At 62.6% G+C, this 25,801-nt stretch carries 23 protein-coding genes and 1 pseudogene; 10 read left to right on the forward strand and 14 right to left on the reverse strand.

The genetic code is table 11. The annotated features are described in order from the left end of the window. Positions 1-309 precede the first annotated feature (309 nt). Both NKH54_RS29315 and NKH54_RS29320 read left to right on the forward strand, forming a co-directional pair. Entirely contained in the window at positions 310-1,860 is a 1,551-nt protein-coding gene (locus tag NKH54_RS29315) for a helicase HerA-like C-terminal domain-containing protein (protein WP_353029500.1), read from the forward strand. A gap of 70 nt (positions 1,861-1,930) precedes the next feature. Continuing rightward, positions 1,931-2,800: an aldose 1-epimerase gene (locus NKH54_RS29320; RefSeq protein ID WP_353029501.1), complete on the forward strand. Its 870-nt coding sequence runs from the start codon at positions 1,931-1,933 to the stop codon at positions 2,798-2,800. A gap of 4 nt (positions 2,801-2,804) precedes the next feature. Here NKH54_RS29320 and NKH54_RS29325 read toward each other — a convergent pair whose 3' ends face one another. The 9 genes and pseudogenes from NKH54_RS29325 to NKH54_RS29365 all read right to left on the reverse strand — a co-directional run bounded on the left by NKH54_RS29325 (position 2,805) and on the right by NKH54_RS29365 (position 13,685). Continuing rightward, a complete protein-coding gene (locus tag NKH54_RS29325; RefSeq protein WP_353029502.1) occupies positions 2,805-3,281 on the reverse strand; it encodes a DUF4189 domain-containing protein in 477 nt (158 codons plus the stop codon). After that, complete coding sequence (locus NKH54_RS29330; protein WP_353029503.1) at positions 3,278-3,973, reverse strand: hypothetical protein; 696 nt, start codon at positions 3,971-3,973, stop codon at positions 3,278-3,280. Before NKH54_RS29330 ends, NKH54_RS29325 begins: the two co-directional genes overlap by 4 nt. A 13-nt stretch (positions 3,974-3,986) precedes the next feature. After that, positions 3,987-4,562: an invasion associated locus B family protein gene (locus NKH54_RS29335; protein ID WP_023670757.1), complete on the reverse strand. Its 576-nt coding sequence runs from the start codon at positions 4,560-4,562 to the stop codon at positions 3,987-3,989. Positions 4,563-4,571: 9 nt separating this feature from the next. Then, positions 4,572-9,147 (reverse strand): annotated as a pseudogene (locus NKH54_RS29340) (YadA-like family protein). Position 9,148: 1 nt separating this feature from the next. Continuing rightward, complete coding sequence (locus NKH54_RS29345) at positions 9,149-9,568, reverse strand: hypothetical protein (protein WP_353029504.1); 420 nt, start codon at positions 9,566-9,568, stop codon at positions 9,149-9,151. Positions 9,569-9,801: 233 nt separating this feature from the next. Next, positions 9,802-10,737, reverse strand: coding sequence for a helix-turn-helix domain-containing protein (locus NKH54_RS29350; RefSeq protein ID WP_306413643.1), 936 nt, complete (start codon positions 10,735-10,737; stop codon positions 9,802-9,804). Positions 10,738-11,546: 809 nt separating this feature from the next. Continuing rightward, entirely contained in the window at positions 11,547-11,747 is a 201-nt protein-coding gene (locus NKH54_RS29355; RefSeq protein ID WP_023684556.1) for a hypothetical protein, read from the reverse strand. A gap of 290 nt (positions 11,748-12,037) precedes the next feature. After that, on the reverse strand, positions 12,038-12,847 hold the full coding sequence (locus NKH54_RS29360; protein ID WP_023692792.1) for a L,D-transpeptidase: 810 nt from the start codon (positions 12,845-12,847) through the stop codon (positions 12,038-12,040). Positions 12,848-13,022: 175 nt separating this feature from the next. Beyond that, positions 13,023-13,685 (reverse strand): haloacid dehalogenase type II, encoded by a 663-nt coding sequence (locus NKH54_RS29365; protein ID WP_023673689.1) that lies wholly within the window; start codon positions 13,683-13,685, stop codon positions 13,023-13,025. Positions 13,686-13,853: 168 nt separating this feature from the next. Between NKH54_RS29365 and NKH54_RS29370 the strand changes: the two genes are divergently transcribed. From NKH54_RS29370 to NKH54_RS29385, 4 genes are all read left to right on the forward strand, one after another. Further along, the gene (locus NKH54_RS29370; RefSeq protein WP_023731015.1) at positions 13,854-14,732 is read left to right on the forward strand and encodes a branched-chain amino acid aminotransferase; all 879 of its coding nucleotides are present in this window, start codon (positions 13,854-13,856) and stop codon (positions 14,730-14,732) included. Positions 14,733-14,837: 105 nt separating this feature from the next. Continuing rightward, on the forward strand, positions 14,838-15,440 hold the full coding sequence (locus NKH54_RS29375) for a superoxide dismutase (RefSeq protein WP_023673687.1): 603 nt from the start codon (positions 14,838-14,840) through the stop codon (positions 15,438-15,440). 159 nt (positions 15,441-15,599) lie between these two features. Continuing rightward, positions 15,600-16,037 (forward strand): c-type cytochrome, encoded by a 438-nt coding sequence (locus NKH54_RS29380; protein ID WP_023684552.1) that lies wholly within the window; start codon positions 15,600-15,602, stop codon positions 16,035-16,037. A 9-nt stretch (positions 16,038-16,046) separates the two neighbouring features. Then, positions 16,047-16,997, forward strand: coding sequence for a cytochrome c (locus tag NKH54_RS29385; protein ID WP_353029505.1), 951 nt, complete (start codon positions 16,047-16,049; stop codon positions 16,995-16,997). Positions 16,998-17,017: 20 nt separating this feature from the next. Here the strand turns inward: NKH54_RS29385 and NKH54_RS29390 are convergent, their stop codons facing one another. From NKH54_RS29390 to NKH54_RS29400, 3 genes are all read right to left on the reverse strand, one after another. After that, positions 17,018-17,407 carry an SET domain-containing protein gene (locus NKH54_RS29390; RefSeq protein WP_353029506.1) on the reverse strand — a complete coding sequence of 130 codons (390 nt, stop codon included), beginning with the start codon at positions 17,405-17,407 and terminating at the stop codon, positions 17,018-17,020. 146 nt (positions 17,408-17,553) lie between these two features. Next, the gene (locus tag NKH54_RS29395; protein WP_023692796.1) at positions 17,554-18,180 is read right to left on the reverse strand and encodes a LysE family translocator; all 627 of its coding nucleotides are present in this window, start codon (positions 18,178-18,180) and stop codon (positions 17,554-17,556) included. Then, positions 18,177-20,324, reverse strand: a complete 2,148-nt coding sequence (locus NKH54_RS29400) for a S9 family peptidase (RefSeq protein ID WP_352597550.1) — start codon at positions 20,322-20,324, stop codon at positions 18,177-18,179. The genes NKH54_RS29395 and NKH54_RS29400 overlap by 4 nt, the downstream gene beginning before the upstream one ends. 114 nt (positions 20,325-20,438) lie before the next feature. Here NKH54_RS29400 and NKH54_RS29405 point away from each other — a divergent pair, with 114 nt between their 5' ends. After that, positions 20,439-20,813 carry an SH3 domain-containing protein gene (locus tag NKH54_RS29405; protein WP_023705446.1) on the forward strand — a complete coding sequence of 125 codons (375 nt, stop codon included), beginning with the start codon at positions 20,439-20,441 and terminating at the stop codon, positions 20,811-20,813. A gap of 412 nt (positions 20,814-21,225) precedes the next feature. After that, positions 21,226-21,651 (forward strand): Ros/MucR family transcriptional regulator, encoded by a 426-nt coding sequence (locus NKH54_RS29410; protein WP_023673680.1) that lies wholly within the window; start codon positions 21,226-21,228, stop codon positions 21,649-21,651. A 127-nt stretch (positions 21,652-21,778) separates the two neighbouring features. Here the strand turns inward: NKH54_RS29410 and NKH54_RS29415 are convergent, their stop codons facing one another. Beyond that, on the reverse strand, positions 21,779-22,207 hold the full coding sequence (locus tag NKH54_RS29415) for a SufE family protein (protein WP_023673679.1): 429 nt from the start codon (positions 22,205-22,207) through the stop codon (positions 21,779-21,781). A gap of 117 nt (positions 22,208-22,324) precedes the next feature. Continuing rightward, positions 22,325-22,693, reverse strand: coding sequence for a DUF5330 domain-containing protein (locus NKH54_RS29420; protein ID WP_023684546.1), 369 nt, complete (start codon positions 22,691-22,693; stop codon positions 22,325-22,327). 531 nt (positions 22,694-23,224) lie between these two features. Here NKH54_RS29420 and NKH54_RS29425 point away from each other — a divergent pair. Both NKH54_RS29425 and NKH54_RS29430 read left to right on the forward strand, forming a co-directional pair. Next, a complete protein-coding gene (locus NKH54_RS29425) occupies positions 23,225-24,970 on the forward strand; it encodes an ATP-binding protein (RefSeq protein WP_353029518.1) in 1,746 nt (581 codons plus the stop codon). Continuing rightward, a complete protein-coding gene (locus NKH54_RS29430; protein WP_023816459.1) occupies positions 24,945-25,733 on the forward strand; it encodes a peptidoglycan-binding domain-containing protein in 789 nt (262 codons plus the stop codon). The genes NKH54_RS29425 and NKH54_RS29430 overlap by 26 nt, the downstream gene beginning before the upstream one ends. The last annotated feature ends 68 nt before the right edge of the window (positions 25,734-25,801 follow it).

The following is a 25,801-nucleotide window of genomic DNA, read 5'->3' on the forward strand; positions in this document are numbered from 1 at the left end:
GTCCAGTCTACGGTTCCCTGCCAGATATCGCAATGCAATGCGCTTGCGCGGTTGGGATTCGCTTCCCTGACATAGGGCAGCCTGCGTGGACGAACCATGAACGATTGCCAAACAGCGGCAAAATCCGCAAGTTCCAAAAAGCCGATTTGGAGGATTGGTTCAATTTAGACGATTGGCCCAATCTGGATGAATAGCCAACTGGATGGATAGCCCAATTGGAGAATAGCATTGTCGCTGCGCAATGGCCTGCCTATACCCTGCGGCACGGCCACAGGCTTTTAACACATCAATTTGCGGAGACATGGCCATATGGCTGACGACACCAGCATTTTCCTCGGCGCCAGCCGCAAGCCGGACGACAGCTATCAGCGCGCCGAACAGCTCTTGCTGCAATATGGCAACCGCCATGGCCTGATCACCGGCGCCACCGGCACCGGCAAGACGGTTAGCCTGCAGATCCTGGCCGAGGGGTTTTCCAATGCCGGCGTGCCTGTGTTCTGCGCCGATATCAAGGGCGACCTGTCTGGCATCGCCATGATGGGCAAGGCGCAGGATTTCCTGGTCAAGCGGGCCGAGCAGGTCAAGCTCGATCCCTATGACTTCCAGGAATTCCCGGTCATCTTCTGGGACCTGTTCGGCGAGCAGGGCCATCCGATCCGCGCCACCGTCTCGGAAATGGGGCCGCTGCTTCTGTCGCGGCTGATGAACCTCTCCGAAGCGCAGGAAGGCATCATGAACATCGCCTTCCGCATCGCCGATGAGGATGGCCTGCTGCTGCTCGACATGAAGGATCTGCAGGCGCTGCTGGCCAACATCGCCGCGCGCGCCGACGAGATCAGCTCGCGCTACGGCAATGTCACCAAGCCGTCGGTCGGCGCAATCCAGCGCACGCTTCTGGTGCTGGAACAGCAGGGCGCGGCGCATTTCTTCGGCGAACCGGCCTTGCGCATCGCCGACATCATGCGCACCACCCGCGACGGCCGTGGCGCCATCAGCGTGCTTGCCGCCGACAGATTGATGATGAACCCCAGGCTCTACGCCACCTTCCTGCTCTGGCTGATGTCGGAGCTGTTCGAGGAATTGCCGGAGGTCGGCGATCCCGAAAGACCGAAGCTGGTATTCTTCTTCGACGAGGCGCATCTGCTTTTCGACGAGGCGCCGAAGGTGCTGATCGACCGCGTCGAGCAGGTGGTTCGCTTGATCCGCTCGAAAGGCGTCGGCGTCTATTTCGTCACGCAGAACCCTTCGGATATCCCTGAAAAGGTTCTCGCCCAGCTCGGCAACCGTGTGCAGCACGCGCTGCGCGCCTATACGCCGCGTGAGCAGCAGGCGGTCAAGACCGCCGCCGACACCTTCCGGCCCAATCCCGATTTCGACTGCGCCACCGCCATCACCCAGCTCGGCACCGGCGAGGCGCTGGTCTCGACGCTGGAGGTCAAGGGCGTGCCGTCCATGGTGCAGCGGACATTGATCCGGCCGCCATCGTCCAGGCTTGGCCCGATCACGGCGGACGAGCGCCGCAAGCTGATCGACCAGAGCCCGGTCGCGGGCCAGTACGACCAGACCATCGACCGCGAATCGGCCTTCGAGATGCTGCAGAAGAAAGCCATGGGCGCGCAGGAGGCGGAAGAACAGGCACAGCCGGCCGACAGCGGGCGCTCGCGCTGGACCATTCCGGGCGTCGGCAATGACGATCCGCCGCCGCAGCAATCAGGCGGTCGCCGGGCCCCTGCGCCAAGGCCGTCCAACCGCCAGACGGTGGCCGAAGCCGCGATCAAGGCTGTCGTGCGTTCGGTCGGCTCGTCGGTCGGCCGCGCGATCGTACGCGGAATCCTGGGCAGCCTGTCCAGGGGGCGGTGAAAAGTGTCAGCCAGCCCGCCTCGGACATGATCAGCGGCCAGAACATCGCCATCGACGGCGGTTGGTAGGGATGGCCGGCCTCCTGGAACTGCGCGACGACAGCGCCCGTCTGGTCCTGGCGCCGCAAAAGGGCGCGGCGATCGCCCGCTTCGACGCACTGGTCTGCGGCGCAACGGTGCCGCTGCTCCGCCCCGACGATGGCACCGGCGCCTCCGGCTGCCAGCTTCTGGTTCCCTGGTCGAACCGCATCTCAGGCGGCGGTTTCGCCTTCGACGGCCGCTTCCATGCGATCGAGCCGAACGTGCCGGGGGAGGCCTTTCCAATCCATGGCGACGGCTTCCAGAAGGAGTGGCGTATTGCCAGCCACAGCGCCACCGAGGCAGAACTGGTCCTCGACGCCGGTGAAATCGGCCCCTACCGATATACGGCGCAGGTCGCCTATGCGTTGCATGACGGGGCCTTGCATGCCACGCTCACGGTGGAGAATCGTACCGGCATTCGCCTGCCTTACGGGCTCGGCTTTCATCCCTGGTTCCCGCGCAGCGTCGGAACGACGCTCGAGGCGAAGGCGGCGCGGGTCTGGCTGGAGGACAAGCATCATCTGCCGGTCGGCGTGGCGCCGGTGGCCGATTACCCCGCGTGGAATTTCTCGAACGCCTCCCTGCTGCCGCGAAGCTGGGTCAACAACGCCTTCGACGGCTGGGACCGCCGCGCCAGGATCACCCGGCCCGAGGACAGGATCGCCATCTCGCTCACCGCCTCGCCATTGCTCGACGTCTTCATCCTCTATTCGCCGTCGCAGGATGCCGATTTCTTCTGCTTCGAGCCGGTGTCGCATACCGTCGATGCGCATCACGGCGAAGGGCTGACCCCTCTTGAGCACGGCGCTACGCTGAGTGCAAACATGCGCCTCGATTGGCGTTCCGCTGCTTCGCTCTGATGCGTCATGTGCACACCCACTCGCGGATCTTGCATTTCTGTCCGCTCCGCTCGCACGCCTGCAGTGTCAGGTCTTCGGCATCCCGGCGTGTTTGCGCCGTCTCGGCGCCCCAACTGGTCAGCCCTTCTTCCGGCTTCTCGCCTACGGCGAGGGCGCCGCAATGCTTGTAGGGAAAGCCGGTATTGTCGTCGTCGTCCCAATGGCGATGATTGCGCAATACGCTGACCACGGCGCAGCTGCCGCCGCCGGCGTTCTGGCAATGCTTAAGCGCGATGTCCATCGCCTCCTGCCGCTTGTCGGCGCCCCAAAAGAAGCCGTGCTTCTCGTCGGGGCTCGAATAGGCGATCGCCGCCCAGATGCCTCTCTCCTCCTGGGCCGGCGGCTCGGGCACGTCCGAAGACGGGGCTAGGTCCGCCGCGCCCAGCCGCCCGGCGCAAAGCAACAGCATGCCGATCGCCGCAATGGCGGAATTCACCCTCATTGTACGCCTCCTTGTTTTCCTGCTGCCGAGGCCACGGAAATGACGACGCAGCTGTTGCCGGTTGGCAGCAGCATCGCGTTGCCCCCTCCATTGGCGAGTTCATAGACGCTGATTTGTCCAAGATTGTTGGCGAGCTTGCTGTCTTTCGGAAGCAGGGCCGGAACATCGGCGCAATTGGCCGCGAATGGCGCCACCCTGACCATCGTACCTTCGCAAACGGATGCGGTGGGTGCTGCGAACACCAAGCCTGCCGCCGGGCCGCTGTAGCCCTGCGTGGCGTAGTTCATGCCGACCAGGGCTTCCACGAGGTGTTTGTCGGGGGCCTCGTTGTTCCAGATCGACTGGACGCTGTACGTCGTGCCGGTCGTCAGCATCTGCCCAAGGGCCGGGAAAATGTTGGAACAAGACTGCAAGCCTGCCTCTTTGGCATGCTGCAGAAACGGCGTTTCGGCCAGAGCCGGATTGGGCTGGTTGGTCTCCGCGACCGCCGGCTGCGGCAATAGATTGTGGAGCAGGTCGTAGCGCATGGCCGCGAAGCCGGCGGTGGCGACGACGGCAATGGCGAGCAACGAGAAGACAGCGGTCTTCGCCCGGTTTCGTTGCGGTCTGCTCCGGTCTTCGATGCCGACCCGGACAGCACCCTTACCCTGGTTGTGGGACATTATCCGGTCATGGATCGATTGCTGGTTCATCGCGATTGCCTCGTCAATTGATCGCCGCAACGGCCGCGGCCAAGCCCTTGAGGGTTGCGGTTACGTTGATCGTTCTGCCATCCGTGGTCGGGAAGGAGATGACGGATGCCGCGGCCTTCGAAATCTGTTCGCGCATGATCGGACCAACCGGCAGCATGCCGACGCAGACGGCCTGATTGCATCCGTCGAGTTGAATTTTAATCGGCTCCTTGCGCCCCTCGAACGTCAGCGAGACAGGAGCGTCGCTCTTGGCGATCGGCGGGGCGCGCAAGATCATGTAGGGGTTGCCTTCCTTGGTGGCGGCAAGCGACCAGCTGAACGCAACCTGTCCTGCCTGGTCCTCGATGATCTGGGTGACATTGCAGACCTTTTGGCGCGCCTTCAGGTTCTCGTCGCAGATCAGCGTCCAGTTCTCGAACGGACGGGTGGTCCGTTGATATTCGCCAAGCTTCGCATCCGCAGGGATCGCTACGTCGGAAGGTTTTACCCTGTAGCCGGAAGGGATCGCTTCCTGCCCGGCCGCTAACGGGCCGGACAGGAGCATTGACGTCATGGATATCGCGACAGCAAGGACTGCCTGCCTGATCATGGCCGGGCTCTAGTTCAGCGTAAGGCTGACGCCCGCGCCGACACCCCAGTGTCCGCCTGCCGTCGTACCGGACAGGTTCGCTCGAACACGTCCTTCCTCGCTGGTGTAGCCGGCGCCGAAGGCCAGGGCGCCTTCACCGCGCCAATAGCCTCCGCCGGCGGCCACGCTCAGCTTGCCGGGACGATCGTCGTAGCGCAGCGAGCCGGCCGCCAAGCCGATTGCCGCAGCCTGGCGCGCCTCGCCCCTGACCTCTCCCATGTCCATGTTGAGCTGGCTGAGTTTGGAGTCCGCATACGCATTGGCTTGCTGCAGCGTGGTGGCCGCCACCTGGTTGGTGTAGTTCTTCGAATTGTCCAGGTTGAGTGCTAACCCGCTGTTGAACTGCTGAACATTGACCGCATCGGTGTTGGCAACGCCCGGCCCGACATTGTGGATGACCACCGGCGTGTTCGGGTCGCCGCCGGCAAGGGTAATCGAGTTGGACTTGTTGCCGTTCCCGTCCTTGTCGTACTGGACGGCGAACTGGTTGAGGTCGCCGACGCTACCCTGCATGGCTTCGACCGCCTGGTTGGTGGCGAAGAGCTGGCTGCCGTTGATGGCGTCGGTGGAGGTGCCGCTGATCCGGCCCGCCGCGACATTGGTGACGGTGCGCTCGTTGCCGACGGTGCCGACGCTGACCGTGCTCGTCGGAGCTGTTCCGGCGAAGGTATAGGCAACGCCGTTGATCGTGGTGCCGGTGGTGGCGACCGCCGCCGCCGTCGTCGAGCCCGCGCCGAGCGCGACGCTGCCCGGCTCGTTGGCCTTTGCGCCGGCGCCGAGCGCCACCGCCTGCGCTCCGTTGGTGGTCGCGTTGGTGCCGAGGGCGATGCTGTCGGCCTGGTTGACCGTCGAATTCTGGCCGATCGCTGCCTCCCGGCGCCGTCTGCTGCACGATGGCGCCATTGCCGATGCCGATGCCGTTGTCGCCATTGACGGTGGTGCGCGGACCGACCGCAACTGAATCGACGCCGACCGCAAGCGAATCCGCGGCCGTCGAATTGGCGTGGAAGTACAGGCTCCCCGTCACCGCGAACGAGCTCAGCGCGCCCTTCAACTGGCGAAGCGTGACCGCGTCCTGGTCCTGCGTGCCGTCGGCCACGTTGATGATCTGGCGATAGGAGGTGGAGGTGCCGACCGAGACGGCGCCGAGCAGGCTCATGTCCGCGGTGTTGTAGGGAATGAGGCCGGTGCCGGAGAGGATCGATCCCGAGACGGGCGCGACCGCCCGGTCCGAAACCGAGCCGGCGCCGAGCGCCACGCCGCCGATGACGCTGGCCTGGGTGTCGCGGCCGAGCGCCAGCGCATTGTCGGCGCTCGCGGTCGCCTGGTAGCCGAGGGCGGACGAGCCGATCCCTTGCGCGAAGGAGTCCGCGACGGCGAGCGTCCGGTCGTTGGTGCGCACATAGCGTATGCCGTCGCCATTGGCGTCGGTGTAGGCCAGCGAGGTGTCGCCGGTAATGTTGCTGATCGAATTGCCGAGATTGGTGATGTCAGCCGTGTTGGCGGCAATGTCGGTCGTGTTCTGCGTCACCTGCTGGTTGGTCGCAAACAGCTGCGAACCATTGACCGCGTCGGTCGAGGAGCCGCTCAACTGCCCGGCCGCGACATTCTGGATCTGGCGTTCCGCGCCCACCGAGCCGACCGAAAACGCTCCCGCCGGCGTGGTTCCGGCGAAGGTGTAGGCAACGCCGCCGATCGTGGTGCCGCCGACCGCCGTCGTCACGGTCGACACCGCATTCGCGCCGATCGCCACGTCGCCGGCATTGTTGGCCACGGCATTCGGGCCGATGGCAACGGAATCCGTCCCCAGCGCCTGTGAATCCGCCAGCGTCGAATTGGCGTGGAAATACTTGATGCCGCCGCCGGTGCTGATGCTGTTGATCGTGTTGCCGAGATTGGTGATGTCGGCGGTGTTGGCGGCGATCGCCGTGGTGTTCTGCGTCACCTGCTGGTTGGTGGCGAAGAGCTGCGAGCCGTTGATCGCGTCGGTCGACGAATTGCTGAGCCGCCCCGCCGCGACATTGGTGATGGTCCGCTCCGCGCCGACCGTGCCGATGCTGACGGTGCTAGCCGGCGTCGTGCCGGCGAAGTTGTAGGCGACGCCGCCGATCGTCGTGCCGGCGGTGCCGACCGCCGCTGCGGTCACCGAGCCCGAACCCAGCGCCACGTCACCTACGTTGCTGGCAGCAGAGCCGGCGCCCAGCGCGATCGCGTTCTGGGCGGCGGCATTCGCGCCTACGCCGAGAGCGGTTGCCTGAAAGCCGGTCGCAAACGCGTTCTGTCCGATCGCGGTGCTGGACGTGGCAGTAGCATTGGCGTTGGCGCCGACCGCGGTGCTGTATTGGCCCGAAGCCTTGGATATGTATCCCATAGCCGTTGCGTCAAGCGCCGATGCGACGGCGCCGCTGCCAATGGCCGAGGCGTTGGCATTGGAGGCGCTCGAATTGACACCCGCCGCGATGGCGTTCGTCCCCGTCGCGGTGGAGACCGGTCCGATGGCGACGGAGTCCGTGCCCGTTGCCGACGAATCCGCCGCCGTCGAGTTGGCATGGAAATACTTGATGCCGCCGCCGGTGCTGATGCTGTTGATCGTGTTGCCGAGATTGGTGATGTCGGCGGTGTTGGCGGCGATCGCCGCCGTGTTCTGCGTCACCTGCTGGTTGGTCGCAAACAGCTGCGAGCCGTTGATCGCGTCGGTCGACGAGTTGCTGAGCCGGCCCGCCGCGACATTGGTGATGGTCCGCTCCGCGCCGAGCGCGCCGACGCTGACAGTGCTCGTCGGCGTCGTGCCGGCGAAGCTGTAGGCCGTGCCGCCGATCGTCGCGCCGCTGGTGCCGACCGCCGTCGCGGTCACCGAGCCCGAACCGAGCGCTACGTCGCCGGAGCTTGCCGTCGCCGTCGCGCCGTTGCCCAGCGCGACATTGCCGGCAAGGCCGGCTGCACCCGCCGTCGAGCCATTGCCCAGCGCCACGGAGCCTTGCCCGACGGCCTTGTTGTTGTTGCCGATGGCAACCGCGCCTGCGGCCTGGTTTGCGGCTGTGGCGGTTGCCGTGCCGTCGCTGTTGGCGATGTTGTTGGCGCCGCCGGTGAAGGCGCCGGTGCCGCTGGCATAGCTCGGATCGCCGATGGAGACCGCGCCGTTGCCGTAAGCCGTGTTGCCGGCGCCAATGGCGACAGCCTTGCCGCCCGTGGCCGTCGCGGCCGTGCCGATGGCAACCGCGTCGGCGGAATTGGCCACCGCAGCATTACCGATCGCCACGGCGTTGGTGGCACTGGCCTTGGAGCCGATGCCGAGCGCGGTGCTGGCAATCCCGCTAGCGGCGGCGCTGACACCGGCGGCAAGAGAATTGTCTCCCGTCGCATTCGCGCCGGACCCGAATGAGGAGGCGTTCGCGCCGCTGGCGACAGCCGTGTTGCCGATCGCTGTGCTGGCGGAGCCACTCGCAACCGAGGTAGCACCCATCGCCGTGGCGAAAGCGCCCGAAGAGAGCGAATTGGTACCGATCGCGATGCTGTTGGGCACAGCCGTGTTGGCCTGAACGCCCGCCTGCGCGCCCGTGCCGAATGCGATGGACTGGTTGCCCCATGCACTGGCTCCTCTACCCACCGCTGCGGCGTTCGTTCCCGTTGCTTTGGTCAGGACGCCAATGGCAAGGGCGTTTTGCTGATTTGCTGTGACATCCGTGCCAAGGGCGATGGCGCCTTGGGCCAAGGCCCCTGACCCCGCAACGGTGCGCGCGCCGATATTGATAGAGTTGATATCGGACGCGACCGACTGGAAGCCTATCGCGATGGCGTTTTGACTGCCTGCATTGGCGTTGGTACCTTGGGCAAGGGAATCGATTCCGCTCTGGGTTGCTTGATATCCAAGCGCCATACCGCGCAGGCCACTAGCACTGGACTGATAGCCCATGGCGTATGCGTATTGGGCGCTGGCTACCGACCCGTAGCCAGTGGCGAACGCATAATTGTTGCTGGCCGTGGCGCCGACACCGACCGCGGTGGAGTTCGATCCCGAAGCGTGGGAGTTTGTGCCCAGTGCGCTGGCCCCGGCCGCAGTGGCGTCGGACTGAACGCCAATGGCTACCGTATTGATGTTGTTTGAAATCGCGCCGCCGCCGATCGCCACCGCGCCGCCGGTGCCTGTGGCCTGCGCATCCTGGCCGATTGCCACTGCGTATTGCGTTGACCCGACAGACCGGGTCCCGATCGCAACAGCATTGAGCTGAGAGGCCGTCGCGGCCGGGCCGATAGCGACTGAGCCACTGGCCGTCGCGGTGCCGCCGCCGGCGGCATACTGCGCGGACGCCGGGGTGGCGATGCTCCCGAATGCGATTGCACCCAGCGCCGCTGCCGCAATTCTGCCGCTGCCCAGCGTGCCAAGCCCCAGACATTTGCGTCGCATGCCGAGCACGCGGCACGCGTTGCGCAGCACCGCCATCAGGCGGCGCCGCACCGAGCGGCTGTCGGCCGCGCCCGCGATCCAGTTTCCGACAAAGCTTGAAGAAAGTTCGATCCTTCTCCGCCCCTCGACGCGTTTGGTCATGCTAGTTTTTCCTCGCAATTGCCGAGGCGCTCTGATGTGCCGCACCATTCGCCCCGGTGGCCAAAAAATCTTCGAAATTGCGCGTCTTCTCCCGCAACGAGAGACCGACCTTCGCGCCTTGTTTTTCAATCAGCTGATAGGCGCTCGCGACCCATGGCTGCGTCGGTTCTGGAACCGCATGCAGTGCAGCCTCCGTCCGTTCCGGCGGCAGGTTTACCGCCACCAGCGCGCGGCAGAGATCGAAATGAAATCCCGGATCGCCTTCACCACAAGCCGGAGAGGTCAGTCCAAGCACGAAACAGGCCAGGAGATGGTCGAGTTCCGCAGCGCTGATCCGGCTGGCGTATTGGCGTTGCAGTGCAGCCCAGGCCGCTTCGGCCTTAGGCGCGAAGACCTCGATTTCCGCGAATTGAATGTCCATGGGACAATCCGACATGCTGTATCATCTGGTTGCTCCCCCGCCCCAAATGACTTCAATCGCGACCATGAGCACATTCGCGGTGCAGGTATTTTGGAATAATCCGGAATCTTTGTAGGAAAATCCGGTATTTGGTCCCTGCGCGACAACTGTGACTGCTCTGCCACACAACCTTCGACTATACTGAAGATCAATCGAGGTATCGCCGCGGACAATCATGCGCGCCGCAACAGTCGTTAACGTTGCAGCTTCACCTGCCTGGGGGTTCTGTTCCGGTATCTGGACATGGTGACTGTCAAGTGGCTCTGGTCCGAGAATCCACTGAGATGAGCGACTTCCGCAATCGACAGGTCGCTCTCGATGAGAAGTTTTTCGGCGAAATCGAGACGCAGCCGCAGCAGGTATTTGTGCGGCGGCTCGCCAAAGGTCTTGGTGAATGCCAGGATGAAATGGCTCGGCGAAAGGCCACAGAGTGCGGCCAACTCGGCCACCGCGATTTTGCTGGAAAAATTTACCTCCAGGAATTCGCGCACCCGCCGGGCGCTGCGGTTCGACAGACCGCCCTTTGGGGCTTGTGGCAACTTTCGCGCTCCTGCGTAGTTCCGAAGCAAATGGACGCCGAACATGGTGACCAACGAATCGATATAGAACTCGTTTGGAGTTTCCCGATCCGTCAGTTCCGCCTTCAGCAACTGCGCGAGTTGCAGCGCTTGGAAGTCGACGGTCCCGTACGGCGGCGGCTGAAGCTCGGCATGGCCGGTGTCGAATTCACGCGTTGCCAGCTCGAAGAGACTCTCGGGGGTGAGCGCCACGATTACGCTTTCCGTGGTGGATGACCGGGTCACCTTGCCGCCGAGGTCGGCTGGGACGATCATGATCATGCCGACGTCGCCGTCGTATTCGTGGACTTTGTCGCTGCCCAGCGATGCCGCAATCCCTGGTGAGGGTGTAAGCAGAACCGAAGCGAAATGTTCCGCCGCTTTGAATGTGTGTGATCCCGGCCCATGAACGACATGAGCCGCCCCGCCTCGAAACGTGACCAGGTAGCGCCCCGCGCTTTCCGGAATTCCGTCGAAGATGCGACGATCCGCGCGCCGCCGCTCTGTCCCGGCGCTTTCCTGGACGTTGCCTCTATGTTGCATCTTCGTCTCTGCCACTGCTGCGCCGATCAATCCAATCCTGTGCTGTATCGAGGCGCCCAGAATTCACGTTTGCTCCTGGGCGTTCCTTCGAATCCTACAGATGCTGCTTTATATTGCAAAGAAGAATTTGAGCTCAAATGAAAATTTTACCAGGATTTTGACTATAAATTTACAGGTTTGAATTTTTAGCCAAGGCTACCTGACTATTTTCCGATCTTATCTTACCATTTTGCCTAGTTATTGTGCATAGTGTGCCGTCGCAATCCAGCGTTGTATTCCGAATATAGATCGCGCGGCCATTGACAGAGCTGGTCGACTATCTGTCATTGCCACGGACGATCCGGCAGCAGTTATCGCCCGAATCATGGCTTCTTTCCCTTGTGCTTCTTCATGGCGGTGGCCAAATGGCCTTGATCCGAAAATCCCGCGAGGTAGGCGACTTCGGCGATGGCGACCCTCCGGGAGCGATCCAGGGCTGCGGACAGAGCATATCCCGCTCCCCCGCATGGTTGCTCTTCTGGGATTGGCATTTTCGGGGATTATGTCCGAGGGCGTGCCGATCGACCCGATCGGCGCCTGCGCTGCGTTCCTGAACCTCGCCCGCATTTTTCATTCAGCCTTGCCTCAGCCGCTTTGCCAGCCCATCGAAATTCCGTGCCGTGCAAACAGCCAACCCGGAAATCCGGACGGTAATTTGTATCCCCCATAGTCCTGCCCAAAGGCAGCGTAGCGCATCCCGCGGATAGAAAAAACATTGTAAGTGAAGAAAAAAGTTCGCGCGAGAAAAACATGGCCTGGCTTGGCCGGCGCTACGGAATTATCCGGCTCACGCAGGCCTGCTAAAGATCGCCTCGGCGTTTCTCGTACAGATCCCAGGACAGCTCGACCATGGCCAGAAGAACGTCTTCCTGGCTCCACCCGGCGGCAACCGCCGCCTCGACAATTCCGCGGACGAGCGGCAGCAATTGGCGCTCGCATTCGGCCGACAGGTTGGCCTCGGCGCCGTCGGCAGGCGGACTATCGAAATCAAATCCCACCATCGGCGTTCCCCCGCCATCAATGATCTAATGAAATGTATGTCTCTGCAATCATACTCCCGTCTAATATACATCCAATCGGTAACGAAACACAGCAGCGTCGAGATTGACAGGGCATGGCCGCCCCGATTGCAGCGGCTCCATGGTTCGTCTGGACGTCTTTTTTGGCCTCCTGTTGCCGGCATTGCACATCTTGGATGCGAACCCCAGGCATTCGCGTAAAGCTATCGGGATCCTGGCGAGCTTTGCCGCATGGAGCGGAACCTGCCGCTTCATGGCATCGATGAAGTCGATCAGGTCACCGGGCCGAGCAGGACCGAGCCATCCGGCACCCCGCCATCGATCGGGATGGCTCTGCGGTTTGCGCTCGCCGCCATCGGCTGGCCGATGTCGGACGTCACGATGACCGGGCTCTTCGACGGCACGCGGTCGTAGAGGTCGATGATGTCCTGATTTATCAGGCGCACGCAGCCTGACGAGACGGATTTGCCGATCGAGTTCCATTCCGGCGAGCCATGCAGGCGGTAGAGCGTGTCGACGTTGTCGTGGAACAGGTAGAGCGCGCGGGCGCCGAGCGGGTTCTTGAGGCCGCCGGGCATGCCGCCGTTCTTGGCGCTGTATTCTTCCAGTTCAGGCTGGCGGGCAACCATCTCATCGGGCGGCGTCCATTTCGGCCATTTCTGCTTCCACTGGACGACGGCGTCTCCCGACCATTCGAAGCCGGCGCGGCCGAGGCCGACGCCGTAACGGATCGCCTGGCCGCCTTCGCGCACCAGATAGAGGAAATGGTTGGTCGTATCGACGATGATGGTGCCTGGCCGCTGGCCGGTCGGATCGGGAACGATCTGGCGCAGGAACTGCGGGTCCATCTTCTTGATCGGGATGGCCGGGAGCTCGAACCCGCTGTCGGAAATCGGGCCGTACATCGTCGCATAGTCGCCGAGCGGCGGCTCGTCATAGGTCGGCGGTGGCGGTTCGACCGGCGCCGGCGCCGGTCCGGTGGTGGTGCAGGCGGAGACCGCAATCGAAGCGGCGCCAAGGGCTGCAGCATTCAGAAAGCCGCGACGGCTCAGGCGATAGGGGTCGATTTCGGTCTTCAACATGGTTGCCTTTTTTAAGTCTCGAATCGCAAGAAAGCGTGAATGCCTTCAAGCGGCGCAGTGGTCGGCCTCCCCCAATGCCTGACGCGATAGGCGGTTCCGATTCTGGCCTGAGGGTGGACAAACAAAGGCGAAGCTGTGACCGCCCTGCCACTGTTGCTCGAAGGCAACAGAGTGATCAGCCGCCGGTCAGCAGGCCTTCAAGCGACGGCAGGATCAGCGCCGGCGGGAAATCCCGGTATTCCTCGGGCTGGTTGGCGCGGTTGATCCATACGGTGCGAAAGCCGAATTTGGTGGCGCCGGCGACGTCCCAGCGGTTGGACGACTGGAACGAGACGGCGCCCGGATAGAGTCGCCAGCCCGTCGCCACCATGTCGTAGGTCGACGGGTCGGTCTTGAAGCGCCTGACGGCGTCGACCGAAAAGATATCGTCCAGCACCTGGTCGAGGGCGGCCGACTTGACCGCCGCTTCCAGCATCTCGGGCGAGCCGTTGGACAGGATTGCGAGCTTGGCGCCGGATGCTTTCAGCGCCTTGAGCACGGCCGGCACTTCCGGATAGCAGTCGAGCCGCCAATAGGCTTCGAGCAGCTTGGCCTTCAGTCCCTTGTCGGCGGAGGGAACCTTGAGCAGGGCGAAATCGAGCGCCTGTTCGGTGAGCTGCCAGAAATCGGCATAGCCGCCCATCAGCGTGCGCACCCAGGAATATTCCAGCTGCTTGGCGCGCCAGATTTCCGAAAGCAGCGGGCCGTCGGGGCCGATCTCGCCGTCATGACGGCGCACGGCTGCGTGCACGTCGAACAACGTGCCATAGGCGTCGAAAACGTAAGCCGCGTAATGCATGGCGACAGTTTTGAGGGCAGGCGGCGCAAGGTGCAAGCATCGATTGTGGTCTTGATCGCTTTCTTGGGGCGCTCTGGCCTCAACAAATCCGCTCCATGCCGGTTGACGGCGCCGGTCAAAGCATCTTCCAATGCCTGGCAACAAACAGCTTTGAAGCGGAACCGAACAATGACACTGGCGACTGCGGCGCTATCGGCGACATGGACCTTCGTCGACGGCGACTGGTACGAAGGCAACGTCGCCATCCTTGGTCCGCGCAGCCACGCCATGTGGCTCGGCACCAGCGTCTTCGACGGCGCCCGCTGGTTCGAAGGCGTCGCCCCCGATCTCGAGCTGCATGCCGCTAGGGTGAACGCATCGGCGACCGCGCTCGGCCTCGCGCCGTCGATGAACGTCGACCAGATCGTCGGCCTGACCTGGGACGGGCTGAAGAAGTTCGACGGCAAGACAGCGGTCTACATCAGGCCGATGTACTGGGCCGAGCATGGCGGCTATATGGGCGTGCCGGCCGATCCGGCCTCGACCCGTTTCTGCCTCTGCCTTTACGAATCGCCGATGATCTCGCCGACCGGCTTTTCGATCACCGTGTCGCCGTTCCGGCGGCCGACCATCGAGACCATGCCGACCAATGCCAAGGCCGGCTGCCTCTATCCCAACAATGGCCGCGCCATTCTCGAAGCCAAGGGACGCGGCTTCGACAATGCGCTGGTGCTGGACATGCTGGGCAATGTCGCCGAGACCGGAACCTCGAACATCTTCCTGGTCAAGGACAGCCACGTGTTGACGCCGGCGCCCAACGGCACCTTCCTGTCCGGCATCACCCGCTCGCGCACCATGACGCTGCTTGGCGATTACGGCTTCAAGACCACGGAGAAGATGCTGTCGGTGCGCGACTTTCTCGAAGCCGACGAGATATTTTCGACCGGAAATCATTCCAAGGTCGTGCCGATCACCCGCATCGAGGACCGCGATCTGCAGCCCGGGCCGGTGGCCAAGAAAGCGCGCGACCTTTATTGGGAATGGGCGCATTCGACTTCCGCCGGTTGAGCCGCTAAAAGGCAATTGGCGCTTCATTCCGGAGTTGTTCCAGATCAATGCAGCCCTATCTTAATCCGGTATCCGCACCGGATTTTTCCATGAGGAGTATGACCGATGGCTTTTGAATTGCCCGCCTTGCCCTACGACTACGAGGCCTTGCAGCCTTACATGTCGAAGGAGACGCTGGAGTATCACCACGACAAGCACCACAAGGCTTATGTCGACAACGGCAACAAGCTGGCCGCCGAAGCGGGCCTTGGCGATCTGTCGGTCGAAGAGGTGGTCAAACAGTCGTTCGGCAAGAATGCCGGCCTCTTCAACAACGCAGCCCAGCACTACAACCACATCCATTTCTGGAAGTGGATGAAGAAGGGGGGCGGCGGCAACAAGCTTCCGGGCGCCCTGCAGAAGGCTTTCGACGCGGATCTCGGCGGGTACGACAAGTTCAAGGCCGACTTCATCGCCGCTGGCACCACGCAGTTCGGCTCGGGCTGGGCCTGGGTCTCGGTGAAGGACGGCAAGCTGGCAATATCCAAGACGCCGAACGGCGAGAACCCGCTCGTCCATGGCGCATCGCCGATCCTCGGCGTCGATGTCTGGGAACATTCCTATTACATCGACTACCGCAACGCGCGGCCGAAATATCTCGAGGCCTTCGTCGACAGCCTCATCAACTGGGACCATGTCCTTGAAATGTACGAAGAGGCGAAAGCCTGATCGACCCAGAGAAGCCCCGGTACTCCGGGGCTTTTCTTTCTCAGCTGAAGCAGCAGGCACACAAAATTCGGCAGAATCCGGCCGGCGGACAGGGAATAGTCCCGGCCCGCCCTCCGTTAACGTTAGGTCGCGACCCCTCATCATCCTGGAGCCAATTGAATGAGAAAGCTTGTTATCGCCATCTCTATGCTCAGCCTCGCCGCCTCGGCGGCTTTTGCCGACCCGATCCTCGACCGACAGGGACTGATGAAGGAACGAGGCAAGATCGTCGGCGGCCTGTCAAAAATCGCCAAGGGCGAGGCAGACTTCGATGCCGCCGCCGTGCTGACGGCGCTGCAGGCGCTGCAAGTCAATGCCGAGAAGTTCGATGTCGACACGCTGTTCCCGGCCGGCAGCGACAGCGGTGATACCACCGCCTCGCCCAAAATCTGGAAAGACATGGCGGGCTTCAAATCGACCGAAGACAAGTACCTCGCCGACGTCAAGGCCGCAGTCGCCGCCGCACCCGCCGATGTCGATGCGCTGAAGGCGCAGATCGATACGCTCGGCAGTGATTGCGGCACCTGCCACAAGACCTATCGGGTGAAGAAGAGCTGATCCCGGGCAATGCCCTTGTGGAAAAAATTTGTCGGCGCCGCCCTTGTCCTGGGTGTCGTCGGTGCCGGCGCCGGCTGGCTGTTGTCGGCGCCGGTCAAGCTCGACACTGACACCCTGGCGCAGCTCGGCCCCGGCGACGCCGCCAGGGGCAAGCGCATTTTCAATGCCGGCGGCTGCACCTCCTGTCACGCCAAGCCAGGCTCGCAGGGTGACGCCCGTTTGCAACTGGTCGGCGGCCTCGAGCTCAAGACGCCGTTCGGCACCTTCGTGCCGCCCAACATCTCGCAGGATCCCAAGGACGGCATCGGCGCCTGGACGGTCGAGGACCTTGCCAACGCCATGCTGAAGGGCGTGTCGCCGTCGGGCGAGCATTTCTATCCGGCCTTCCCCTACACGTCCTACGCCCGCATGAAGCCGGCTGATATTGCCGATCTCTATGCGTTCCTGAAGACGCTGCCGGCGGTCGCCGGCAAGGCGCCGGACAATTCCATGAGTTTCCCCTTCAACATCCGCCGCGGCCTCGGCCTGTGGAAGCGGCTCTATCTCAGCAAAGAGCCGGTGATTGCCTTTGCCGATGGCACGCCTGATCCGGTACTCGCCGGCCGCTATCTGGTCGAGGGGCCCGGCCATTGCGGCGAATGCCACACGCCGCGCGATGTCACCGGCGGCACCAGGAAGAGCCAGTGGCTGGCTGGCGCGGCGGCCGCCGAAGGCAGCGGCATCGTGCCGAACATCACATCGGGCGAAGGCGGGCTCGGTGACTGGTCGGAAGCCGACATCGCCAACTATCTCGAAACCGGTTTTACCCCTGATTTCGATTCGGTCGGCGGCGCCATGGTCGACGTGCAGCGCAACATGGCCGAACTGCCGCCGGAAGATCGCGCGGCAATAGCCGCCTATCTCAAGGCGGTGCCGCCGCATCCCAACGGCTACCCGGTGCGCAGCAAGCCGGCCAAGTGATCCCGGCCACAGGTGGCGATCTACAGGTGGCGATCGCCGAGGAAGTCGAAGCCCGTCTCGAAGAAATGGCTGTAATTGCAGGTCAGTTCCTCGCCGGGTGCGATGTCGCGCAAGGCATAGGTTTCCTCGGGCGAGGAGACGTCGCAATTCGGTTCGTCGTCATGGTTCATGTAGCGGGCGTCGTCGGCTTCGAAGACGATGTAGTTCGGATTCCGGCGGTCTGGATAGGAATAACGGTCGAGATAGTTCTTCACCGGGCCGCTCTCGCCTTCATAGGTCTCGACGTCGATGATCCGGTCGAATCTGGGATCGAGCTTCCAGACCAGCGTGCCCTTGGCAATGTGGTTCCTGGCGAAAACCCCGATGCCCTGGATCGGTGATTTCTCGAGATAGGTGTCGACGAGCAACATAGTGGCCCCTTTGCGTATGTCATGGTCTGGAAGGTGGCGCGCATTGGGTAGCGCGCAGCCATTGCAAATGCGAGTGAAAATGAGCAGCCTGGAATTCAAAAAGTGACGATCGGCGCGCCTCGACGGGCGCGCCTTTCGCATCGACATCAGCGCTGCTGCAAGGCCAGACGGACGCCTAACGCGCAGTAGATGCCGCCAACCACCTTGCCTTGCCATTTCACCACCGACGGATTGCGGCGCAGGAACGTGCCGAGCCGGCCCGCACTCACGGCAAAGACGACTGTGCTGAAAAGGCCGAGCAGAACAAAGATTATGCCCAGCGTCATCAGCTGGAGCATCACCGATCCGTTTTCAGGCCGCACGAACTGGGGCAGGAAGGCGAGGAAGAAAAGCGCCGTCTTTGGATTAAGCACTTCGGTCAGGACAGCTTGACGAAACGCCTTGCTGGCGGAGATCGCGAGTGCGCCCGCAGTAGGGTCGGCCGGTATTCTCTCGATGATTGCGCGGATGCCGAGGTAAACGAGATACGCCGCGCCGATGTATTTTACGACGCTGAACAGCGTTGCCGAAGTGGCGATGATCGCCGAAATGCCGACCATCGCCATGATGGTATGGAACACATCGCCAGCCGCGACGCCCGCGCCCGTCGCGACGCCAACCCTGGTTCCGGAACTCGTCGCTCGCGCGACCGTCAAAAGCGTGGCTGGGCCTGGAATAAACACAAAGCCAAGCACAACCGCTATGTAAGCCGTCAAGGTGGATAGATCGATCATTGCGACGCCTCCGTTGCATTCTCAGCCTTGCCCGTAACCTCGGGTTCGGGCTTGGCCGTAACCTTGAGCGCGAAGGAGTAGGTATAGGCGATCTCCTCCAGCCTTGAAAAGCGGCCGGAGGCGCCGGCATGGCCGGAATCCATGTTGATCTTGAACAGCACCGGATTGTCGCCGCTCTTGCGCTCGCGCAGCCGCGCCACCCATTTGGCCGGCTCCCAATAGGTGACGCGCGGATCGGTGAGGCCGGCCAGCGCCAGTATCGGCGGGTAGTCGTGATCGGCGACATTGTCATAGGGTGAGTAGGCGGCGATCGTTTGGTAATCTTCCGCCGACGCGATCGGGTTGCCCCATTCCGGCCACTCCGGCGGCGTCAGCGGCAAGCTTGCGTCGAGCATCGTGGTCAGCACGTCGACAAAGGGGACCTCGGCAACGATGGCGCCGAAATTTTGCGGCGCCATGTTGGCGATCGCACCCATCAGCATGCCGCCGGCCGAGCCGCCTTGCGCGACGATGCGGTCGTGTTGGGTGTAACGCTCGGCGACGAGATGCTGCGCGACGGCGATGAAATCGGTGAACGTGTTCATCTTGTGCGCCCGCTTGCCGTCGTCATACCAGCCATAGCCCTTGTCCTTGCCGCCGCGGACATGGGCGATGGCAAAGACAAAGCCACGGTCGACCAGCGAGAACCAGTTGGTGTTGAACGCCGCCGGGATGGCAATGCCGTAAGAGCCGTAGCCGTAAAGCAGGCACGGCGCGGAGCCATCGAGCGGCGTGTCGCGGTGATGCAGGAGCGAGACCGGCACCAGTTCGCCATCGGCGGCCGGCGCCATCAGCCGGCGCGTGACATAATGATCCGGATTGTGACCGGACGGCACTTCCTGGGTCTTCAGCAGCACACGCTCGCGGCTGCGCATATTGTAGTCGAAGACCTGCGCCGGGGTCGTCATCGACGAATAGGTGAAGCGCATGATCTCGGTGTCGTATTCATAGGACCCCGACAGGCCGAGCGAGAACGCCTCTTCGTCGAACGAGATCAGATGCTCCTCGCCGCTGCGGCGATCGCGCACGACGATGCGCGGCAGCCCTTCCTTGCGTTCGAGCCTGACCATATGATCCCTGAAGCCGACCACCGACAGGATCAGCCGGCCTGGCTCGTGCGCCACCAGCTCTTCCCAGTTGGCGCGAACCGGGTCATCAGCCGGCGCCGTCATGATCTTGAAGTCCTTGGCGCCGTCGGCATTGGTGAGGATGAAGAAGATGTCGCCGCCTTCTTCCAGATCATATTGCAGGCCGGTCTCGCGCTTTGCCACCAGCTTTGGCTCGGCGAAAGGCTCATCGGCGCGCATCAGGTGATATTCCGAGGTTTCGTGATCGTTGATCCCGATCATGATCCATTCGTTGGAGCGCGTGCCGCCGACATCCATGAAGAAGCCGGGATCGGTTTCCTCATAGATCAGCCGGTCATTAAGGGGGCTGCCGCCGAGCGCGTGGAACAGCACCTTGGACGGACGATGATTGTCGTCGAGCCTTGTGTAGAAGAAACCGTCATCGGCGGCATTCCAGACGCCGCCACCACTGGTGGCCTCGATCTGGTCGCTCAGTTCCTTGCCGCTGGTGAGATCGCGCACGCGAAGTGTGAAGAATTCAGAGCCCTTGTCGTCGAACGCCCACAACAGCTTGCGGTGATCGGCCGAATGGTCGACGCCGCCGAGGCGGAAATAGGGCTTGCCCTCGGCTTCCGCGTCGCCATCGAGCAGGATCTGCTCATCGCCGCCATCGCGCGGCATGCGGAAATAGCGGGGCTGTTCGCCGCCAAGCTTGAAGGATGAGCCGTAAGCATAGGGGCCATCCTTCATCGGCACCGTCGAATCATCTTCCTTGATGCGCCCCTTCATCTCGCCGAACAGCTGCTTCCGAAGCTCTAGCGTATCGGCCATAAGCACTGCTTGATAGGCGTTTTCGGCTTCGAGATGGGCGCGGATGCGGCCCTCAAGCAGGGAAGGGTCCCTGAACATCGCCTGCCAGTTCTCGGCCCTCAGCCAGGCATAGTCATCTGTGCGGGTAATGCCGTGATGCGTGTCGAAGACGGGGTGTTTCTCGGGGCTCGGCGGGCTGGCGGTCGGAAAAGCTGAGGTCTTGGTCATTGCGTCTCACTGAAGAAATTACTTGAATGGCAAATGAACACGCCGATCAGCGCGGGTTCAAGGGCCGGGATGTATTGGTTGCGGCGGGCTCGGGAGATGAGCCAAAAGGAGAGGATGATGAATTTCCATATCAACACCGCTGCGGCTCTCGCCGTCGTCGCTTCGACCGTTCTGGCTTTCACCGGCCAGTCTCATGCAACCGCGTTCGCCGCTTGGCAAGTGGCTGGCGTGCCGTTCGGCGACACGCTCAACGTTCGCAAATATCCGTCCGGCACCTCGCAGAAGCAGGCCGCCTATCCCAACGGGACGATCCTGCAGATGACCGGCAAGTGCACCGGCGGCTTGAATCTTCTGGAGATCGCCGGCCAGCCGCACTGGAAACAGAAACAGGCAATTCGCTATCAATGGTGTCAAGTTTGGCACGACCCGGCGCAAAATGGTGCTTTTGTTAGTGGCTGGGTCTATGGAAAGTATCTCACGCCGTATTGAATCCGGTCAGACCGAAGATCTTCTTCGGCGGGTTTCGCCAACGCTTTGCAACTTGCGGTTTGGTACGAATCCGACAATCAGCCTCCCAAACCTCGAAGCATAGACCAAGCATCGCTGCCCGCTTTATGAGTCCTTGCTGATTTAGCGGTGGTGTGACCTTACGTCATGCTAGTCCTGGTCCGACCAGAAAATATCGCGAAGTTACAGAGTGCACGAAAGATTGAAGCTGAAGAGCGACTATTCGATGAATATCGTTGAATATAGCGCAAGATGCGAATTGACTTACTTTGTCTGTGGGCTCATTAAGATGCCCGGACGCGAATCCATGAAGCTCTTCCCGCGTGAAATTCGCGCCATGCCCGATCTTCCAAAAAGGGCGCAAACAGAAACATCCTTCGTTGGGGCCTAAACCATGGATATCGTCGAAACACCTTCCAGAAATAGCGATGCGCTGATCGAGCTGACCGCCGATGTGGTGGCAGCCTATGTCAGCAACAATCCCGTGCCGGTCGGCGAATTGCCGAACCTTATCGCTGATGTCCATGCCGCTCTCGGGCGCGTGGGCGGAGCAAGCGAACAGCCTCCGGCCGACAAGCAGAAGCCTGCGGTAAACCCGAAGCGCTCTGTTCATGACGATTACATCGTCTGCCTTGAAGATGGCAAGAAGTTCAAGTCGCTGAAGCGCCACCTGATGACCCATTACGGTCTGACGCCCGATGAATACCGCGAGAAGTGGAATCTCGACGCCAGCTATCCGATGGTTGCCCCTAACTATGCCGCTGCCCGTTCGCAGCTGGCCAAGAAGATGGGCCTCGGCCGCAAGCGCAAGGGGCGGTAACACCGGCTCCAATGGACAAGATCAACGGCGCCCCTTACGGCGCCGTTTTTGTTTCTAGAACAATTCCAGGAAAACTGCCGAGCGCTTTCTCTTGGGAATTGCGTCGAAAGAAGAGAAGATAGAGCAATCAAGCAGTCTGCTTGAGAGCCATCTCGGCGTCGCGCTTGACGCGCTTGACCATCGAGCGCAGGCCATTGGCCCGCTGCGGCGACAGATGTTCGTCGAGGCCAAGCGACCTCAGCGTCGCCTCTGCGTCCGTTTCAAGGATCTGGCTGGCAGTCCGTCCCGAAAACAGCGCCAGCATGATGGCGACCAGACCGCGCACGATATGAGCGTCTGAATCGCCTGTGAAGGTGATGACCGGATCGGCGCCCGGCGCTCGGCTCGTGGTCAGCCAGACCTGGCTGACGCAGCCCGGCACCTTGTTGGCGGCGTTGCGTTCGGCGTCGGGAAATGGCGGCAGCGCTTCGCCGAGCTCGATGACATAGCGATAGCGGTCTTCCCACTCGTCGAGCAGGGAGAAGTCGTCGCGGATCGTCTGGATCGTCGTGGCCATTGCTCGGGATATAGTCATCCGCGGCTGCGGCGTCACGGAAAAAAGAAGAAAAGCACCGCAGGCATCGAGAGGTCCGACCGGCCTGCGGTGTCGCTGTAGATACAGCTGAAACGGTGTTTAGTTCTTCGCCACCAGCTTGGCAGGTATGTTGACTGTCGCCGGCAGCACGATGTCCTTGGCGACGCTGCCGGTGGCCAGCGATGTATCGGGCGAGGTCTCGGCGCTCTTGTCGTCCAGCATGGCGGCGGCGATCTTGGCGGTTTCCTTGGCCCGGGCGCTGATCGTATGCATCGCCGACTTGCCGGTTTCGCAGACGTCCGGCTTACGCTCGCAAATGCCGGCGATGTCGCCGACCGCTTCGCGCGCCGCAAAAAGCGCCTGGAACGGCCCGACGCTCTCGCGGCCATCCTCGTCGGGGCCGACGGTCAGCGGCAGCGCCAGCAACACCAGCGAAAACCAGAACGCCATTCTTATCAAAAAGCCCATCGATCTGCCCTCTCGTCCAATGACCGGATCATGCGTCCATGCGCAATGACCTCTTTATATCAGCGACAATGGCACATGAGGCGCAAAGGACGGCTTTCCTGCTCAGTGAAAATTTTCCTCAAATTTTAGGCAAATTCGAAGCGAGGCGTTTTGCAGTGCATTAGCCTCAAATGCCGACAATTTTCTTAACCTTGCAGTAACCATCTAAGCCATTGTTGTGCATGGATATTTTCAGAAGGGCAGGCATGCCGGCTCAGGGTTTCGCAGCCACGGGCACGCCCTTTGCACATAACGCTCCGTTTACTATGGCTACAAATGGCGGTGCATTCCGGTGCCGGCGCTCCAATTTTTGCCGCAGCGCGCTCGTTGTTCCGGTCAGCCTTATTCATTCCTTAAACGCTGGATGCGAGTTTCAAACAAGCAAAAGCGACCTGCAAAGCAGGGCAGTCACGACCGGGTGCGAGTGCGTTGAGTTTGACAACTGCCAGATATATTGAACTGCCTGGCGCGCTGGCGGCCGGTTGCGAACGCATGGTCCATCCGGCCATCATCGGCCAGGGCGATCGCCTGCGCCAGCGCCGGTTCATCGGCATCATGCTTGCCGCTCCGTTCTTCGCCGCCGGTGCGGCGGTGACACTGGTCACCTCGGGCATGGGCGCCGCCGTCACCGTCGCAGCCATTTTCGCCGCCTTCGGTCTTTGCTGGTTCGCCGCCTTGCTGGTGGCGGCGTCAGGCAAGATGACGCTGGCAGCCCAGGTTGCCCTTGCCGCCGGCGGTCTTGCGCTTGCCGGCGCCGTCGCGGCAGCAGGCGGCCTGGCGTCGCCGGTTGCGCTGCTGGCCCTGGCACTGCCATTCGAGGCCTGGTGGATCGGCGGTTCAAAGCGCGCGGCACTTTGGGGCGGCCTCTCGGCCTTGGCCGCAATGCTGCTGCAGCCCTTTGTCGCCTCTGTCGTCCCGCTCGGCGGGGCGCAAGTCGCGGCGTGGCACTGGCTGCTGCCGCTCGCCTGGGGCCTGACGCTGGTTCCCCGGCTCGCAGCCCTAGGCGATGCCGCACGCGCGCAGCCCGCGCTGCTTCCAAACGACCGCATTGAAGACATGATCGACGCCGTTGTCCTGCATGTCGCCCGGCATGGCGAGGTCCTGGATGCCTCGGCCAAGGCGCGCACCATCCTGAAGCTGCCGCCGGAACTGCTTTTCGGCGCCGGGCTGTTCGACCGCATCCACCTGTCCGATCGCGTCGCTTATCTCAGCGCGCTTGCCGACATGCGCGATGGCGCCCTGGCGCGCCGGCTCGATCTTCGGGTAAGGCTGCCGCAGGACGGCAGCGCCTCGACGGCCGACAATTACCGGCCATTCCAGCTCGAACTGGTGCGGGCCGAAGGGCAGCAGGAGACCTTCACCCTGCTGCTGCGCGAGAACGACGAGACTGCCCGATTGCGCGACGAGCTTGCTGCCGCCACTGAGGCCGCAGCGTCGGCCGAGGTGGCGAAGGGCCGCTTCCTGGCGGTCGTCAGCCATGAGCTTCGGACGCCGCTCAACGCCATCATCGGTTTTTCCGACATGCTGCTGCATGAGATGTTCGGCGGCTTCAAGGACCCGCGCCAGAAGGAGTATGTCAGCCTGGTGAAGGAGTCGGGCCAGCATCTGCTTGCCGTCGTCACCTCCATCCTTGATGTCTCGAGGATCGAGGCCGGCGCCTACGCGACCGAGCCCGAGCCGTTCCGCTTTATCGAAGCGGTCGAGATGTGCCAGTCGATGATGCAGCTGCAGGCCAATGCCAAGAACATCGATCTCCAGGCGCAGATTGCGCCGGACGCCGGGGAGATCAATGCCGACCGTCGTGCCGTGCAGCAGATCCTGATCAACCTCGTCTCCAATGCGGTCAAGTTCACGCCCGATGGCGGCAATGTCGTCGTCGGCGCCAAGCGGATCGGCTCGCGGCTGCATTTCTGGGTCAGGGACACCGGCATCGGCATCGCCGAGGAAGATTTTGTCAATCTCGGCAAGCCGTTCATGCAGATCCAGAACGACTATACGCGCCGCTTCGAGGGCACCGGGCTCGGCCTGTCGCTGGTCAAGGGCCTGGTGGCGCTGCACGACGGCACGATGTCGATCGAAAGCATGCCGGGCGAGGGGACGACGGTCACGATCAGCCTGCCGGTGAACGGGCCGAAGAGGAGCGCGACCGACAGGAACGGCGTGCTGCCGATGCCCGCGACCAGGACGAAAGGCGACGCGAAAGGGGACAGGAATGGCTCGCTCCGCAAAACAGCCTAAGGCGGTCAAGCGCCGCAGCGGCGCGTTCGAGGCCGGCGCGATTGCGCTCGGCGGCGCGATCTCGCGCAATCCGGTCCTGGTCGGCGGGTCGACCGCCTTCCTGGTGACGCTGTTCTACGTTTCCGCCAACGCGCTGTGGTACCAGCCGTTTCCGCATGCCGGCGCCTTCTTCGCCACCCGCAGCATCGAGGGTTTTCCGCACCCCGGCGGGGACGAACCCGAAACCACCATCAACATCCTGCGGCCCGGCCCGGCACCGGTCAAAAGCGACCCGACCGTCGAGCAGGTCCAGGGCATCCTGAAGGATCTCGATTTCTACACGGGAACGGTCGACGGCATTTCCGGGCCGAATACCCAAAAGGCGATCCAGGCATACCAGCAGAAGGTTGGCCTGCCGGCCTCCGGTGAGATCGACGCCGTGCTGCTCGACCAGCTCGGCGCCAAGCAGACCACAGCTGGCATCCCGCATCCGCTGCCGCGGCCCGTGGATATGGCCGCCGCTCGAGTTGCCGCGCCCGAGGCCGCGCCTGCGCCCATCCCGGTTTCCGCGCCGGCATCCGCCCAGGCGCCCGATGCCCGCATCGTCAAGATCCAGGCCGGCCTGAAGGCATTCGGCAATGACGACATGCAGCTCGACGGCGTCGTCGGCGCCCGCACCAAGGCGGCGATCAAGGAATTCCAGTCGCTGTTCGGCCTGCCGGAAACGGGCGAGCCCGACGAGGTCGTCTACGTCAAGATGCGCGAGATCGGCCTGACCAATTGAGTGGTCAAGACGACCGCTCGCGGATAGACGAAAATCCGGCTAAGACGCCGCGCATGTCCTCCGGAGCC

It is taken from the genome of Mesorhizobium sp. M1004 (assembly GCF_040318795.1).
Lineage (GTDB): Bacteria > Pseudomonadota > Alphaproteobacteria > Rhizobiales > Rhizobiaceae > Mesorhizobium.